At 47.5% G+C, this 15775-nt stretch carries 17 protein-coding genes; 12 read left to right on the top strand and 5 right to left on the bottom strand.

All coding sequences use genetic code 11. From position 1 onward, the window contains the following. Nucleotides 1-64 precede the first annotated feature (64 nt). From ACOTZF_RS01695 to ACOTZF_RS01685, 3 genes are read left to right on the top strand one after another with little or no spacing between them, the layout of a single operon-like run. On the top strand, nt 65-844 hold the full coding sequence (locus tag ACOTZF_RS01695; protein WP_058651469.1) for an alpha/beta hydrolase: 780 nt from the start codon (nt 65-67) through the stop codon (nt 842-844). A 25-nt stretch (nt 845-869) separates the two neighbouring features. Further along, nucleotides 870-1505, top strand: coding sequence for an FMN-dependent NADH-azoreductase (locus ACOTZF_RS01690; RefSeq protein WP_129252757.1), 636 nt, complete (start codon nt 870-872; stop codon nt 1503-1505). Between the two features lie 3 nt (nt 1506-1508). Further along, entirely contained in the window at nt 1509-1817 is a 309-nt protein-coding gene (locus ACOTZF_RS01685) for a YciI family protein (RefSeq protein WP_029881982.1), read from the top strand. Between the two features lie 150 nt (nt 1818-1967). Here ACOTZF_RS01685 and ACOTZF_RS01680 read toward each other — a convergent pair whose 3' ends face one another. Continuing rightward, entirely contained in the window at nt 1968-3269 is a 1302-nt protein-coding gene (locus ACOTZF_RS01680) for an oligosaccharide flippase family protein (RefSeq protein WP_230135111.1), read from the bottom strand. Nucleotides 3270-3831: 562 nt separating this feature from the next. Between ACOTZF_RS01680 and ACOTZF_RS01675 the strand changes: the two genes are divergently transcribed. Next, nucleotides 3832-4431 (top strand): helix-turn-helix domain-containing protein, encoded by a 600-nt coding sequence (locus tag ACOTZF_RS01675; protein WP_029881980.1) that lies wholly within the window; start codon nt 3832-3834, stop codon nt 4429-4431. A gap of 142 nt (nt 4432-4573) precedes the next feature. Here ACOTZF_RS01675 and ACOTZF_RS01670 read toward each other — a convergent pair whose 3' ends face one another. From ACOTZF_RS01670 to icd, 3 genes are all read right to left on the bottom strand, one after another. After that, nucleotides 4574-5110 (bottom strand): helix-turn-helix transcriptional regulator, encoded by a 537-nt coding sequence (locus ACOTZF_RS01670; RefSeq protein WP_048971511.1) that lies wholly within the window; start codon nt 5108-5110, stop codon nt 4574-4576. A 17-nt stretch (nt 5111-5127) separates the two neighbouring features. Next, nucleotides 5128-5610, bottom strand: a complete 483-nt coding sequence (locus ACOTZF_RS01665; protein ID WP_129317766.1) for an outer membrane beta-barrel protein — start codon at nt 5608-5610, stop codon at nt 5128-5130. Nucleotides 5611-6007: 397 nt separating this feature from the next. Then, on the bottom strand, nt 6008-7258 hold the full coding sequence (gene icd, locus ACOTZF_RS01660; protein ID WP_013097077.1) for an NADP-dependent isocitrate dehydrogenase: 1251 nt from the start codon (nt 7256-7258) through the stop codon (nt 6008-6010). A gap of 117 nt (nt 7259-7375) precedes the next feature. Here icd and rluE point away from each other — a divergent pair, with 117 nt between their 5' ends. From rluE to ACOTZF_RS01620, 8 genes are all read left to right on the top strand, one after another. Continuing rightward, complete coding sequence (rluE, locus tag ACOTZF_RS01655; protein ID WP_029881977.1) at nt 7376-8029, top strand: 23S rRNA pseudouridine(2457) synthase RluE; 654 nt, start codon at nt 7376-7378, stop codon at nt 8027-8029. Nucleotides 8030-8038: 9 nt separating this feature from the next. Next, nucleotides 8039-8512: an NUDIX hydrolase gene (locus ACOTZF_RS01650; RefSeq protein ID WP_029881976.1), complete on the top strand. Its 474-nt coding sequence runs from the start codon at nt 8039-8041 to the stop codon at nt 8510-8512. Nucleotides 8513-8552: 40 nt separating this feature from the next. Beyond that, complete coding sequence (gene mnmA, locus ACOTZF_RS01645; protein ID WP_013097080.1) at nt 8553-9665, top strand: tRNA 2-thiouridine(34) synthase MnmA; 1113 nt, start codon at nt 8553-8555, stop codon at nt 9663-9665. 27 nt (nt 9666-9692) lie between these two features. Continuing rightward, nucleotides 9693-10322 carry a high frequency lysogenization protein HflD gene (hflD, locus tag ACOTZF_RS01640; protein WP_013097081.1) on the top strand — a complete coding sequence of 210 codons (630 nt, stop codon included), beginning with the start codon at nt 9693-9695 and terminating at the stop codon, nt 10320-10322. A gap of 19 nt (nt 10323-10341) precedes the next feature. Continuing rightward, on the top strand, nt 10342-11712 hold the full coding sequence (gene purB / locus ACOTZF_RS01635; protein WP_129252739.1) for an adenylosuccinate lyase: 1371 nt from the start codon (nt 10342-10344) through the stop codon (nt 11710-11712). Nucleotides 11713-11835: 123 nt separating this feature from the next. Then, the gene (gene phoP, locus ACOTZF_RS01630; RefSeq protein WP_013097083.1) at nt 11836-12507 is read left to right on the top strand and encodes a two-component system response regulator PhoP; all 672 of its coding nucleotides are present in this window, start codon (nt 11836-11838) and stop codon (nt 12505-12507) included. Then, entirely contained in the window at nt 12508-13971 is a 1464-nt protein-coding gene (phoQ, locus tag ACOTZF_RS01625; protein ID WP_029881973.1) for a two-component system sensor histidine kinase PhoQ, read from the top strand. A 91-nt stretch (nt 13972-14062) separates the two neighbouring features. Beyond that, entirely contained in the window at nt 14063-15184 is a 1122-nt protein-coding gene (locus ACOTZF_RS01620; protein WP_014831472.1) for a cupin domain-containing protein, read from the top strand. A gap of 43 nt (nt 15185-15227) precedes the next feature. Here ACOTZF_RS01620 and ACOTZF_RS01615 read toward each other — a convergent pair whose 3' ends face one another. After that, nucleotides 15228-15719 carry an REP-associated tyrosine transposase gene (locus tag ACOTZF_RS01615; RefSeq protein ID WP_038979836.1) on the bottom strand — a complete coding sequence of 164 codons (492 nt, stop codon included), beginning with the start codon at nt 15717-15719 and terminating at the stop codon, nt 15228-15230. Nucleotides 15720-15775: the final 56 nt, after the last annotated feature.

The following is a 15775-nucleotide window of genomic DNA, read 5'->3' as shown; positions in this document are numbered from 1 at the left end:
CACTTCATACCCCCTGTCAGCATGATTACACTGCCTGAAACTGAGAAATACGGGAAATATAGTTATGCGTAAGCAAAATTTAATGTCGGTCGCGCTGCGAAAAGGAGTATTTGCTTTGTGTCTTTTATTTATGAGCAACCCGCCGCTTCTGGCACAGGATTCGGGTGTAAAAAATATCGTGCTGGTTCACGGTGCCTTTGCTGACGGATCGAACTGGTCAGCCGTCATCGCTCTCCTGCAGGACCGGGGCTACCACGTTACTGCTGTTCAGAATCCCCTGACATCCTTACGAGAGGATGTGGCTGCAACAGAGCGTGTACTTGAGCGTCAAAATGGTAACGTACTGCTCGTTGGCCATTCATGGGCAGGGGCGGTGATCACCCAGGCTGGTAATGCGACTAACGTAAAGGGGCTCGTCTATTTGTCCGCCCTTGTTCCGGACAGCAATCAGTCTGTTTCTGACGCACTTGCGCACTTCAATGCCCCCATGAAAGGTATGGAAGCCGATAAAAACGGCCTCATCTGGCTTGATAAGCCACAGTTGTTTCATCAGGTTATGGCTAATGAGCTAAGCATGAAACAGAGCCTTCTGATTTCTGCGGTGCAACAGCCTATCGCCGCTGCCGCTTTTAACGAAAAAGTGAACGCGGCAGCCTGGAGAGAGAAACCCTCCTGGTATCTCATCACAGAAAACGATAACGCGCTGAACCCGTTAGTACAGGCAAATTTTGCCCGTGAAGCAGGCGCACATATCACACGAATTCACTCAGATCATCTATCCATGATTTCTCATCCCAAAGAGGTTGCAGCACTGATTGTAAATGCTGCGCAGAGTATTCACTGACCCTTACACAACAGGACGATATGCAATGAAAATTCTCCATCTTGATTCAAGTATCAATTATGAATTTTCAGTAACCCGACAGTTGTCGGCTGAAACAGTGAAACAACTGATGGCAACCAGTCAGGGGAATCAACTGACTTACCGGGATCTTGTAAAAGACGAAATCAGCCATCTCACCGGGGAAATCGCTGCAGAATTCAGGCCTGTTACCGGACGACCCGCAACTACAACGCGTCTGGACTCTGAGCGAGAATTATCAAATGCTATGGTCTTTGAGTTTCTTGAAAGCGACGTAATTGTTATCGGAGCGCCAATGTACAACTTTTCTGTTCCCAGCCAATTAAAAGCCTGGATGGACAGAATCGCGCAGCCAGGGAAAACCTTCAGCTACACCCCAACAGGCCCTGTTGGTCTTGCGGGGGAAAAAAGAGTCATCATAGCCTCAGCCCGGGGTGGTTTTTATGCCGGTACGGCATTTGAAGAAATGGACTTTCAGGAGCAATTTCTGCGTAAGTTTCTGGGCTTCCTGGGCATTTCAAATGTTGTGTTTGTCCGGGCTGAAGGCGCATCTAAAGGGGAGGAAGTAAAGCTCAGAGAACTATCCCGTGCTTTCTCTTTAATACCACAAGCCATTAATACCGTTTCTGCCGCTAAGGAATAAACCATGTTGCACGCCGTCACGCTGACTTACCTGACACAACCTGATGCGATTTCCGATCATCTTGACGCACATAAACAATGGCTGCTGAGGGGGTTTGATGAAGGAGTGATTCTTTTTGCCGGCCCGCTCAGCAATGGTGCTGGCGGCTTCATTCTTTTTCAGGGGGATAACATCAGCAATATTCATAACTTTCTTCAGGATGACCCCTTTATAATTCATAACATTGCAGATGCCGAAGTAATGAGTATTGAGCCGGCGTTATGCGCGCTGGGATTCCCAAAAAAATGGGCGGAGAACGCTCGTTTCATCTGACCATTACTCACTGTAAAGCGTCCTGAAACCTATGAAATGAGTCTGTTTCATGTATTTCGAGGACGCTTTTATTTGTCATTAAACAGCGCGCCATTAAGAATAAATCTTAGAAGCATTTTTTATTTAGCTCAGTTTTGAGGCTGCCTTTATTTAGCTTCCATCTGATTTTTTCATTCCAAATAACCCCCGAAAATACCCATAAATAATTTTAAACATCTCGATGTGGACTGATAATATAAATCCCTGCATAAACAAATAGTTAAAAACTGTCAGAGAAAAAACTTCAGTAATGATAACCGCTGATGCAGCACCAATCAATCCGAACCTGATAGAAAAGGAATAAGAAAGCACCAGACTTAAAACCAAAATAAATATAGTCTTCCATAATAAAAACCTATACCCAGAAAACTTAATTATTATTTTTGATGAAGCCATGCCAAGTGTAGACAATAATGTTGAGAAACATAACAAAATGCAGGGTGTTATTGACTCCTTATAGGATTCCCCGTATAGATAGAGAATTGCGAAATTTACTAAAAATGTAATCACCAACATTACCGGAATAGACAACAAAATGATATTTAAATGTAACCTGGCACCTAATTTAATTATTTTTTGATTATTTTTCTCTCGAAATACAGATGGAAGACAAGACGTCAACAACGATAATAAAATGAAACTCCAACTCGTTGCAATGCTTTGAGAAACTGAATAAATACCGACATCACGATTACCATATAAAAAAGAGATTATAAGCACATTCAACCTTGGATAGATTGATGAAATGATTGAAGGAATAACAAGAATGCTTCCCGCATAACTCAGATGGAATAATCTTTTTTTTAGTACACTATACTTAATTGTTACCATCCTTTTATATTGTTTTCTAAATACATATGATTTTAGAAAATAAGGAATGGCACTTATTATTATTAGAGGCAATCCAAAATAGATAATCGGCACTTTATATCTAACCATTAATGCCCTGGCTACTAAGCCGAAAATAAGGCCAACTACGTTTGCAATAGCATTAATTCTTGAGTTCAGTAGTGACTCGTTAAAACTTGTGTAAGTATCAATAGTATAAAAATAATACGCCAAACAGATTGACAGCACTAATGTCATACCTGTTAAATCCATTCTCATATTTAAAAAAATTATGCAAATACTTGCCAAAAAGATAAATATTATACTTCTCAACACAAATACAGGCATCATTAATTGTATGCCGCCAATCAAGTTTGTGCTTATCCTTTTATAGAATATACTATCGCTGCCAAACACCCCTACAACCTGAACAATTTGAAAAATTGCAGTTGCAATTGCTATTTGCCCAATTACCACAGGCCCCAGGTATTTAGCCACCAAAGCATTTATAAAGAAAAGGCCCACTACGCCGATTGTTTTTTCTGCAATCATCCACAAGAAATTTTTTTGAGTTTTGCTTAACACTTACTCAACCTCATTTAAATATTCATTTCTCTTCATCATCTTTATAAAGCAAATCTATAAATTGAGTTACATCCATACTTTTTTTATTCAACCGAATAAAATAAAAAACAGCTACTATTAATATCAATAAAGCTATGCATAACAATAGAAACAACATATCGAGCCCCCGTGTTAATACTCAGCCCAACTTAAAAAAGAGATGATTTTTTAAGTGCCAAGCATCAATCCATATAGAATTAATGAGTTGTTTTGCGCAATACCGATAAAAGGTAAAGAGTCGTATATCATTCCTATATAGAAATAAATTTCCATATAAATGATTAACTCTAAAAATCACGCTCAAATAACATAAAGCCATCTTCGAATCGACTATTAACAATGATAGGTTGATAAAATCTTAAGAACTCAGCACTTACTTTTGATGATCTGGCCTATAAAAAATTAAATTATGTATAATTACACAAACACATATTTAAATTTAAACTTGCCATCTTCTAAAAAGGTTATATGATTACCTAACATCAAACTTTAAGAATGAAAATAGTAGCTGAGGCTTCACACCATGTTTAACCATATCTTAGAGATTGTTGAAGGATCTAACAAGTTTATGCGCATTTATGCGTCAAATGGACAACGAATAAACTTCATGCTTAATAATAAACCACATGTATACTTTCTCACTGAAGGTAGAGTAGACATTTATAGAAAAGCAGACGATATTCTAATTTTCACTGTATATGCGCCTTATATTCTAGGGATAATCTTTATGTTCGAAAAGGATGATTACCATTACTTTCGAGCTTCAACGGATGCAACTTTCACAGCAATTTCAACTGTGGAATTGGATTGTTTGGCTGATAGTAATAACTTGTGGAAACATTTTTTCTTAATGACTTGTGAAATCACTTTAAACTTTTTCAAAAGAGACCAGAGATTTTCATCAAAAAATGCCTACGATATTATAAAAAACAATTTAGAAGCCATATGGGAATTACCAGAGAATGAAAGATCTCAAATTTCAGTGTTCAAGTTCATTTTGTCCAGAAGCTCAATTTCTCGTAGTTCCTTAAATAAAGTTTTAAAAGATTTGAATGATGGTGGATATATTAACATTCACAGAGGAAAGCTTCTAAACATCAAAAACTTACCATTAAAATATTAATCATTTAGGAGGCAGAAATATCTTTCGCCATAATGGTGTTGTTTCTGATGCAATTCTTTTGTTTTCATTGATGCGATAATTAGCATAAAAACAATAAATTGAAAATGGAATCAATACCATTATCGTTAAAATAGATATTATGTTATACGTGTTCATACAACCCTTCTTTTGTTGCCAAAGCATACATATACAATTCATGCCTATTCTTCAGGTTTAATTTTTGCAAAATATTACGCCTATGAGAGCTGATTGTCTTTTTTGTTATGTTAAGCATAATAGCAATTTTGTCATCTGTTGCTCCCTCAGAAAATAAAGTTAACAGCAGGGTCTCTTTCGATGATAACTTTTTAAAATAAAGTGCATTGTGAAGATAATCTTGATTTGTTAAATCATTAAAACACTCTATATATTTATCCAAATCATAATTACATGGCAAAATTAACGTTTTTTCCGGTCTATATTTTGAAACTGCGTAACAATGTAAGAAATTATCTGTAATGATTATATCTTGAGTATGATACTTATGATAAAAAATAAGAGCTGGAAGCTTAGCGGTTTGCTCAACGTTATATGTGTAAGATTCAAATACTTTAGAATCGTAAATGAGTTCCCTGATGCCGTAATATAAAAAATAGTTATCAGTAATAACATATATTCTTATTATTTTTTTTGATATCATTTCATTCACCTTGAAAGTCAGAACAAATATCCTATCCCAATGATGAAAGTATCTATTTCTTTGTTATCAACAAGACCCAATTCATATCCTGTATTTAATTGAATATTGTTTGTTAAGTTGTAAAACAAACCAGTACCAAAAGCTGCCCCATAAATCTCATGACTTTGATCAGGTTTCATTTTTGAACCACAAGAAATACCAGCAAGTCCATAAAAATTTATATCTTGTGTGATATTAATAGCGAGCCCCGGCATAATTGATGCGTATTTGTTTTTCAAATAAGAGTTCCCGGAACCGCTGGTATTCTGTATATAAGTACCTGATGCGACCAGTGCAAAATTACTAATATCGTGTTTAAATATCACATTCATGCCATGCATCTTTTCGGCCCCACTCTCTTTGCCTGCAGCATAATTTATAGACATTGAATTACTGGCAAATACTGGCATGGTAAAAGCGCCAAAAAAAAGAAAAGCAGCTGCTAGATTAAATTTATGCATAGTTCCTCCAATAATTTCTCTTAAATATACAGAGATAAAATTGTGTTACCAGCATATAAATACACATGCAAAAGTTTTAATTGCACAACAAAATGTTTATTTTTATATATTGACTAAGGCTACTGACACGAACCAGTCATTCCTGGATAAAGTATTTTAAGGAAATGAAATTCGGGATTGTTTATTTTTGATACATGAGGAAGTAAAATGCGCATACAGTTGATATATTTACGGTAGAGAATATACCCTACCGTAAATTGTTGTGGCAGATACAGAGAGAACTGGAAATAACATCTGCTTAAAAAAGGGTTTTGATAAGCTCTTGATAACCATCCGAAAAATAATAATAAAAACGGGAACCAATCGGCTCCCGTTGTTGTATAACCCAGCTAATAGATTACATATTCGCGATAATCGCGTCCCCAAACTCTGAACATTTCAGCAGCTTAGCGCCTTCCATCAGACGTTCGAAGTCGTAAGTTACGGTTTTCGCGTTAATCGCGCCTTCCATACCTTTAACGATCAGGTCTGCGGCTTCGAACCATTCCATATGACGCAGCATCATCTCTGCGGACAGGATGATAGAGCCTGGGTTCACTTTGTCCTGGCCTGCGTATTTTGGTGCAGTACCGTGGGTTGCTTCGAACAGGGCGCATTCGTCACCGATGTTCGCGCCAGGGGCGATACCGATACCGCCAACCTGTGCAGCCAGGGCGTCGGAGATGTAGTCACCGTTCAGGTTCATACAGGCGATCACGTCGTATTCCGCTGGACGCAGCAGGATCTGCTGCAGGAACGCATCGGCGATAACATCTTTAATGATGATCTCTTTGCCGGTGTTCGGGTTCTTGATCTTCTGCCATGGGCCGCCGTCGATCAGCTCACCGCCGAACTCTTCTTGCGCCAACTGGTAACCCCAGTCTTTGAACGCGCCTTCGGTGAACTTCATGATGTTGCCTTTGTGAACCAGGGTCACAGAGTCACGGTCGTTGGTGATCGCGTATTCAATTGCTGCGCGCACCAGACGTTTGGTCCCTTCTTCGGAGCACGGCTTGATGCCGATACCGCAATGCTCAGGGAAGCGAATTTTCTTCACGCCCATCTCTTCGCGCAGGAATTTGATTACTTTTTCTGCGTCAGCAGAGTCAGCTTTCCATTCGATACCCGCGTAGATGTCTTCTGAGTTTTCGCGGAAGATAACCATATCGGTCAGCTCAGGGTGCTTAACCGGGCTTGGGGTGCCCTGATAGTAACGAACCGGACGCAGACACACGTACAGGTCCAGCTCCTGACGCAGTGCCACGTTCAGGGAACGGATACCGCCACCAACTGGCGTCGTCAGTGGGCCTTTGATAGCAACGCGGTAGTCGCGGATCAGGTCCAGCGTTTCTGCTGGCAGCCAAACGTCCTGGCCATAAACTTGAGTAGATTTTTCACCGGTGTAAATTTCCATCCAGGAAATTTTACGCTCGCCTTTGTAGGCTTTCTCAACAGCGGCATCAACCACTTTCAGCATTGCCGGGGTAACGTCTACACCGATACCATCACCTTCGATGAATGGAATGATCGGATTGTGAGGAACGTTAATCTTGCCGTTTTGCAGGGTGATCTTTTTACCTTCCGCCGGAACAACTACTTTGCTTTCCATTAACCTCTCCTTCGAGCGCTTCTGGTTGTTACTGATCTTATGTTAATAAATTGTAATGAGCCCTTCGATAGTACCTGATTGTCCTGCGCCATGAAAGGTCTTCGTTATTAGGCTATAATGCGGCAATTGATAACGCCTGAAAATACCATGAAGAAAACTTCTTTTACAAAACACCGGGTTGAGCGATTCAGCTCACGACAAGCCGCCAGAAGACCGCAAGAAAGCCAGCCAAAGCGGGTTATTTTGTTCAATAAACCCTACGATGTGTTGCCGCAGTTTACCGACGAAGCCGGGCGCAGCACGTTAAAGGATTACATTCCTGTTCAGGGCGTTTATGCCGCGGGTCGTCTGGATCGCGATAGCGAAGGTCTGCTGGTCTTAACCAATGACGGAGCCCTACAGGCAAAACTCACGCAGCCCGGAAAACGCACCGGCAAAATTTACTTTGTGCAGGTGGAAGGTGAGCCGGATGAAGAGGCGCTCGCCGCACTCCGCAACGGCGTGACGTTAAACGATGGCCCCACCCTGCCCGCAGGTATTGAACGTGTGAATGAACCGGAGTGGCTGTGGCCGCGCAACCCGCCCATTCGCGAGCGCAAATCTATTCCCACCAGCTGGCTCAAAATCACCCTTTATGAAGGCCGCAACCGTCAGGTTCGGCGCATGACCGCCCACGTGGGCTTCCCTACCCTGCGCCTGATTCGCTATGCCATGGGCAGTTACACCCTGGATTCCCTGGCTAACGGTGAATGGCGGGACGTTGCCCCTTAAGGAGTCAATATGTTTAAACCTCATGTCACGGTCGCCTGTGTGGTTCACGCGCAGGGGAAATTCCTGGTTGTAGAAGAGAGCATTAACGGCAAAGCGCTGTGGAATCAGCCAGCCGGGCATCTGGAAGCCAATGAAACCTTATTACAGGCCGCAAAACGTGAACTCTGGGAAGAGACGGGCATCCGCGCGGAGCCTCAGCACTTCATTCGTATGCATCAGTGGATTGCGCCTGATAAAACGCCCTTCCTGCGTTTTTTATTTGCCGTCGAGCTTAGCGAAACGTGCGCCACTGAGCCGCACGACGACGATATCGATCGCTGCCTGTGGGTCACCGCCGACGAGATCCTGAACGCGCCAAACCTGCGCTCGCCGCTGGTTGCCGAAAGCATTCGCTGCTGGCAGTCAGGCGCACGCTTGCCGCTGGAGGTCATCGCAGAATTTAACTGGCCGTTTACAGAGGGTGTCAATGGTGGGGGGGCGTGATAGAATACGCCGCCTTGAAGTTCAATGTCGTGAGTATTCCATGTCAGATAACAGCCAGAAAAAAGTGATCGTCGGCATGTCCGGCGGTGTCGATTCCTCCGTTTCCGCCTACCTGTTGCAACAACAGGGCTATAAGGTGGAGGGCCTGTTCATGAAGAACTGGGAGGAAGATGATGGCGAGGAATATTGCACTGCCGCTGCGGATCTCGCCGATGCGCAGGCCGTGTGCGACAAGCTCGGCATTGAACTGCACACCGTTAACTTTGCCGCAGAATACTGGGATAACGTGTTTGAGCTTTTCCTGGAAGAGTACAAAGCGGGCCGTACCCCAAACCCGGATATTCTGTGCAACAAAGAGATCAAATTTAAAGCCTTCCTCGAATTCGCGGCGGAAGATCTGGGCGCAGACTATATTGCGACCGGTCACTACGTGCGTCGCGCCGATGTGAACGGCAAAAGCCAGCTGCTGCGCGGTCTGGACGGTAATAAAGATCAGAGCTATTTCCTTTATACGCTAAGCCATGAACAGATTGCACAAAGCCTGTTCCCGGTTGGCGAGCTGGAAAAGCCAGAAGTCCGTAAAATCGCTGAAGAGCTGGATCTGATCACCGCGAAGAAAAAAGACTCCACCGGTATCTGCTTTATTGGCGAGCGCAAATTCCGCGATTTCCTTGGTCGCTACCTGCCTGCGCAGCCGGGCAAAATTGTCACCGTCGATGGTGACGAAATTGGCCAGCATCAGGGGCTGATGTACCACACCCTCGGCCAGCGTAAAGGCCTGGGTATCGGCGGTACCAAAGACGGTAGCGAAGATCCGTGGTACGTGGTCGACAAAGATGTCGAAAACAATATTCTGATCGTCGCTCAGGGGCACGACCATCCGCGTCTGATGTCCGTTGGCCTGATCGCGCAACAGTTGCACTGGGTCGACCGTGAACCGCTCAAAGGTACCCTGCGCTGCACGGTAAAAACACGCTACCGTCAGACGGATATCCCCTGCACCATTACCGCGCTGGATGACGATCGCATTGACGTGCGTTTTGACGAGCCAGTTGCAGCCGTCACGCCGGGCCAGTCCGCCGTCTTCTACAGCGGTGATATCTGCCTGGGTGGTGGGATCATAGAACAGCGCCTGCCGCTGCCGGCCGTTTAACCCGATTGCACACATAAAGGAGAACGTGTGGCGAAGAACTATTATGACATCACCCTGGCACTGGCAGGAATTTGCCAGTCAGCCCGTCTGGTGCAACAGCTGGCGCATCAGGGTCATTGTGACGCTGACGCGCTGCACGTTTCGCTCAACAGCGTTATCGATCTCAACCCCGGTTCAACCCTGGGTGTCTTCGGTGGCAGCGAAACCAATCTTCGTCTCGGTCTTGAAACCTTGCTTGGCGTGCTTAATGCCAGCAGCCGTCAGGGATTAAACGCGGAGCTTACCCGTTATACATTAAGCCTGATGGTGCTGGAACGTAAACTCAGCGCAGCGAAAGGCGCGCTGAATACGTTGGGTGACCGCATTGCCGGCTTGCAGCGTCAGCTCGACCATTTTGATCTGCAGTCTGAAACGCTGTTGAGCGCCATGGCCGGTATTTATGTTGATGTTATCAGTCCGCTGGGCCCGCGTATCCAGGTCACCGGTTCACCTGCCGTACTGCAAAGCCCGCAGGTCCAGGCAAAAGTACGCGCCTCGCTGCTGGCCGGTATCCGTGCCGCCGTGCTGTGGCATCAGGTTGGCGGTGGCCGCCTGCAGTTAATGTTTTCTCGTAATCGCCTGACGACTCAGGCAAAACAAATTCTTGCTCATTGTTAACCTCCCGGAGTTGCGAATTATGGAATTATCCTCACTGACCGCCGTATCCCCTGTCGATGGACGCTACGGCGATAAAGTCAGCGCGCTGCGCGGGATCTTCAGCGAATATGGCCTGCTGAAGTTCCGTGTTCAGGTTGAAGTACGCTGGCTGCAAAAGCTGGCCGCCCAGGCAGCAATCAAGGAAGTTCCTGCTTTTGACGCCCAGGCAAACGATTACCTTGATAAAATCGTTGCTGACTTCAATGAAGAAGATGCTGCTCGCATCAAGACCATTGAACGTACCACCAACCACGACGTAAAAGCGGTTGAGTACTTCCTGAAAGAGAAAGTGGCAAGCGTTCCGGCGCTGCTCGCGGTGTCTGAATTCATTCACTTCGCCTGTACTTCTGAAGACATCAATAACCTGTCTCACGCATTGATGCTCTCTACCGCGCGCAAAGAGGTGGTTCTGCCTTACTGGCGTAAAATCATTGACGCGGTGAAAGCGTTGTCTGTGGAATACCGCGACATTCCCCTGCTCTCCCGTACCCACGGTCAGCCCGCTACGCCATCCACGATGGGTAAAGAGATGGCTAACGTGGCATACCGTATGGAGCGTCAGTATCGTCAGCTGGAACAGGTTGAGATCCTTGGTAAAATCAATGGCGCGGTAGGTAACTACAACGCCCATATCGCCGCTTACCCGGAAGTGGACTGGCATCAGTTCAGTGAAGAGTTCGTGACCTCCCTGGGAATTCAGTGGAACCCGTACACCACTCAGATTGAGCCGCACGACTATATCGCCGAACTGTTCGACTGTATCGCCCGCTTCAACACCATTCTGATCGACTTCGACCGTGACGTGTGGGGTTATATCGCGCTGAACCACTTCAAGCAGAAGACCATCGCCGGTGAAATCGGCTCTTCAACCATGCCGCACAAAGTGAACCCGATTGACTTCGAAAACTCCGAAGGCAACCTGGGTCTGGCCAACGCCGTGTTGCAGCATATGGCGAGCAAACTGCCGGTTTCCCGCTGGCAGCGCGACCTGACCGACTCCACCGTGCTGCGTAACCTGGGCGTGGGGATTGGCTATGCGCTGATCGCCTATCAGTCCACCCTGAAAGGGGTGAGCAAGCTGGAAGTGAACCGCGATCGTCTGCTGGACGAGCTCGACCACAACTGGGAAGTGCTGGCCGAACCGATCCAGACCGTAATGCGTCGTTACGGCATCGAAAAACCGTATGAAAAACTGAAAGAGCTGACCCGCGGTAAACGTGTCGATGCGGAAGGTATGAAACAGTTTATCGATAGCCTCGCATTGCCGGAAGCGGAGAAAACCCGCCTGAAAGAGATGACACCAGCGAATTACATTGGCCGCGCCATCACCATGGTCGACGAGCTGAAGTAATCTCCCCCGCCCCCTTTTCGCCCGAAAAGGGGGCTGCTTTTTCCCCGGTTTACTCAATGTTTATCCCCACAACAACATAATCAGCGTTAAACTATTCATACTATTAATTCTGGGAGAAAGATGATGCGCGTACTGGTTGTTGAGGATAACGCATTGCTACGTCATCACCTGAAGGTTCAGCTTCAGGAGATGGGACATCAGGTGGATGATGCGGAAGATGCAAAAGAAGCCGATTATTATCTCAATGAACACCTGCCGGATATCGCCATCGTTGATCTCGGGTTACCTGACGAAGACGGACTGTCATTGATTCGCCGCTGGCGCAGCCACGATGTCTCCCTTCCTGTCCTGGTGCTGACCGCGCGTGAAGGCTGGCAGGACAAAGTGGAAGTGCTCAGTGCCGGTGCCGATGATTACGTCACCAAACCGTTTCATATTGAAGAAGTGGCGGCACGCATGCAGGCCCTGTTACGCCGCAACAGCGGGCTCGCCTCCCAGGTGATTTCCCTTCCACCTTTCCAGGTGGATCTCTCCCGGCGGGAATTCTCAATCAACAATGAAGTCATCAAACTGACGGCCTTCGAATACACCATCATGGAAACGCTGATCCGTAACAACGGTAAAGTGGTGAGCAAAGACTCCTTAATGCTCCAGCTTTACCCGGATGCCGAACTGCGTGAGAGTCACACCATTGATGTGCTGATGGGCCGTTTGCGTAAGAAGATTCAGGCGCAGTATCCGCATGATGTGATCACAACCGTGCGCGGTCAGGGCTACCTGTTCGAATTACGCTAAATGAAACGACTAATGCGGCACATTATGCCCCTTTCACTGCGGGTTCGTTTTTTGCTGGCCACAGCCGCTGTTGTGCTGGTGCTGTCGCTTTCTTACGGCATGGTGGCGCTGGTTGGTTACAGCGTCAGCTTTGATAAAACGACCTTTCGTCTGCTGCGCGGTGAGAGCAACCTGTTTTATACCCTCGCAAAGTGGGAAAACAACCAGATCAGCGTCGAAATGCCGGAGAATCTTAACCAGCAGAGTCCCACGCTGGCGCTGATTTACAATGAAAAAGGGAAACTGCTGTGGGCACAGCGTGATGTTCCCTGGCTGGTGAAAAGCATCCGCCCGGAATGGCTTAAAACCAACGGATTTCATGAAATTGAAGCCGATCTGAATACCACCAGCAGCCTGCTGCGCGAAGATCGCTCTCTGCAAAAAAAGCTGAATGAGATCCGCGCCGATGACGCCGAAACAGAAATGACCCACTCCGTCGCCATCAACCTCTATCCCGCCACGCCTGACATGCCGCAGCTGACCATCGTGGTGGTGGATACCATCCCCGTCGAGCTTAAACGCTCTTATCGGGTCTGGGGCTGGTTCGTCTACGTGCTGGCTGCCAATCTGCTGCTGGTCATACCGCTGCTGTGGATTGCCGCCTGGTGGAGTTTGCGCCCGATTGAATCGCTGGCGAAAGAGGTTCGCGAGCTGGAGGAGCATCATCGCGAGAAGCTTAATCCTGAGACAACGCGTGAGCTAACAAGTCTGGTGCGTAACCTTAACCGCCTGCTGAAAAGTGAACGCGAGCGCTACGATAAATACCGCACCACGTTGACTGACCTCACTCACAGCCTGAAGACCCCGCTAGCCGTCATGCAAAGCACCCTGCGATCCATGCGCAGCTCCAGAATGAGCGTTGATGATGCCGAGCCGGTGATGCTTGAGCAGATCAGTCGTATTTCGCAGCAAATTGGCTACTATCTTCATCGCGCCAGCATGCGTTCCGGCAGCGCCCTGCTGAGCCGGGAGCTGCACCCCGTGGCACCACTGCTGGATAACCTGACCTCTGCGCTGAATAAGGTGTATCAGCGTAAAGGGGTGAACATCAGTCTCGATATCTCTCCTGAAATCAGTTTCGTCGGCGAAAAGAATGATTTCATGGAGGTGATGGGTAACCTGCTCGATAACGCCTGTAAATATTGTCTGGAGTTCGTGGAGGTTTCCGCCCGTCAGACGGACAACGAGCTGCACATCATTGTTGAGGACGATGGCCCGGGGATCCCGCGAAACAAACGTGACGTGGTATTTGATCGCGGTCAGCGTGCGGATACATTGCGTCCCGGCCAGGGGGTGGGGTTGTCCGTCGCACGCGAGATTGTCGACCAGTACGACGGCAAAATCGAAACCGGTGAAAGTTTACTTGGCGGTGCCAGAATGGAAGTGATTTTCGGCCGTCAGCAGCCCACATCGAACGATAGTTAGCCCGTTATGTGAAAAATGCGCGGATCTCGCACCCAGGCTTCTGCGCTTCCGTTATAATCCGACTCAGTAAGAGCCTGCGGAATAAAAAAATATGGATTATCACTTAGCACTGAACTGGCCCGAGTTTATTGAACGCTACTGGCAGAAACGCCCGGTAGTTCTTAAGCGCGGGTTCAGCAATTTTGTCGACCCTATCTCGCCTGATGAACTGGCTGGCCTGGCCATGGAAAACGAAGTCGACAGCCGCCTGGTGAGCCACCAGGATGGAAAATGGCAGGTCAGCCATGGTCCTTTCGAAAGCTACGATCACCTCGGTGAAAATAACTGGTCATTACTGGTGCAGGCGGTCAACCACTGGCACGAGCCGACGGCAGCCTTAATGCGCCCATTCCGCGCCCTGCCCGACTGGCGAATGGACGATCTGATGATCTCCTTCTCCGTGCCAGGGGGCGGCGTTGGCCCACATCTGGATCAGTACGATGTGTTTATCATTCAGGGGACCGGCCGCCGTCGCTGGCGCGTGGGTGAAAAAGTGCCGATGAAACAGCACTGCCCGCATCCTGACCTGCTTCAGGTGGATCCGTTTGACGGGATCATCGACGAAGAGCTGGAGCCGGGAGATATTCTTTATATTCCGCCAGGATTCCCGCATGAAGGCTACTCGCTGGAAAACTCCCTCAACTATTCTGTCGGATTCCGCGCGCCAAGTGGTCGTGAGATGATCAGCGGTTTTGCCGATTACGTTCTGCAACGCGAGCTGGGCAGCCATCGCTACAGCGATCCGGATGTGCCTTCCCGCGAGCATCCGGCAGACATTCTGCCAGCAGAACTGGATAAGCTGCGCGGCATGATGCTGGATCTGATCAACGAGCCGGAACATTTCAGACAGTGGTTTGGTGAATTTATCAGCCAGTCACGTCACGAGCTGGATGTGGCACCTCCGGAGCCGCCGTACCAGGCCGACGAGATTTATGATGCGCTGCAGCAGGGTGACAAGCTGGTTCGCCTGGGTGGGTTACGCGTGCTGCGCATCGGTGAAGATGTCTTCGTCAACGGCGAGAAGCTGGATTCTCCGCATCGCCCGGCGCTGGAAGCCATCGCCAGCCATCTGGTACTGACTGCCGATACCTTTGGCGACGCCCTGGAAGATCCCTCTTTCCTCGCCATGCTTGCCGCGCTGGTCAACAGCGGGTATTGGTTCTTTGAGGACTGAGTTGTAATGTATTGCCGGGTGGCGCTGCGCTTACCCGGCGTTTTTACTTCCACTCCCCCGCCGCAAAATCCACAATCTCCGCGGCCCAATCCGCCGGATACAACCCTTCCCGTACATCCCGATGAAACGTTGAAAACGGCCAGTCGACGACCTTACCAACGTACCCATGTTTTACTGGGTTGAGGTAGATGTAATCCATATGTCGGCGGTAATCATTGTCGTTGCGGATGGTATGTTCCCAGAAACGCGCCTGCCAGATGTGGCGCATTTCAATGTTTCGTGAGAACGTTTTTTTGATGTCACGCCAGCGCCCGGAAAAATCGCTGTCACCTTCCGGCAAGGTCCAGATACAGTGCATATGTTCAGGAAGGATCACCCAGCCATTAATCGTAAAGGGCTTTGATCGTTTCACCGATGAGGTGGCCTGGCGGAGGCTATCAATATGGCGGGTAAGTAAATCGCTCTGCCGGTTTTGCAGGTTGACGGTAAAAAACCAGGTGCCGCCGGGGACGTAATGGCGACGGTAGTTTGACATGGGCACTCCTTTTCCAGATGCCGGGTGGCGGCTACGCCTTACCCGGCCTACCTGTT

The organism is Enterobacter cloacae complex sp. SHL021 (assembly GCF_049237765.1).
GTDB lineage: Bacteria > Pseudomonadota > Gammaproteobacteria > Enterobacterales > Enterobacteriaceae > Enterobacter > Enterobacter cloacae.
The sequence above is the reverse complement of the archived record's forward strand: the minus strand, read 5'-3'. Positions and strand labels throughout refer to the sequence as shown.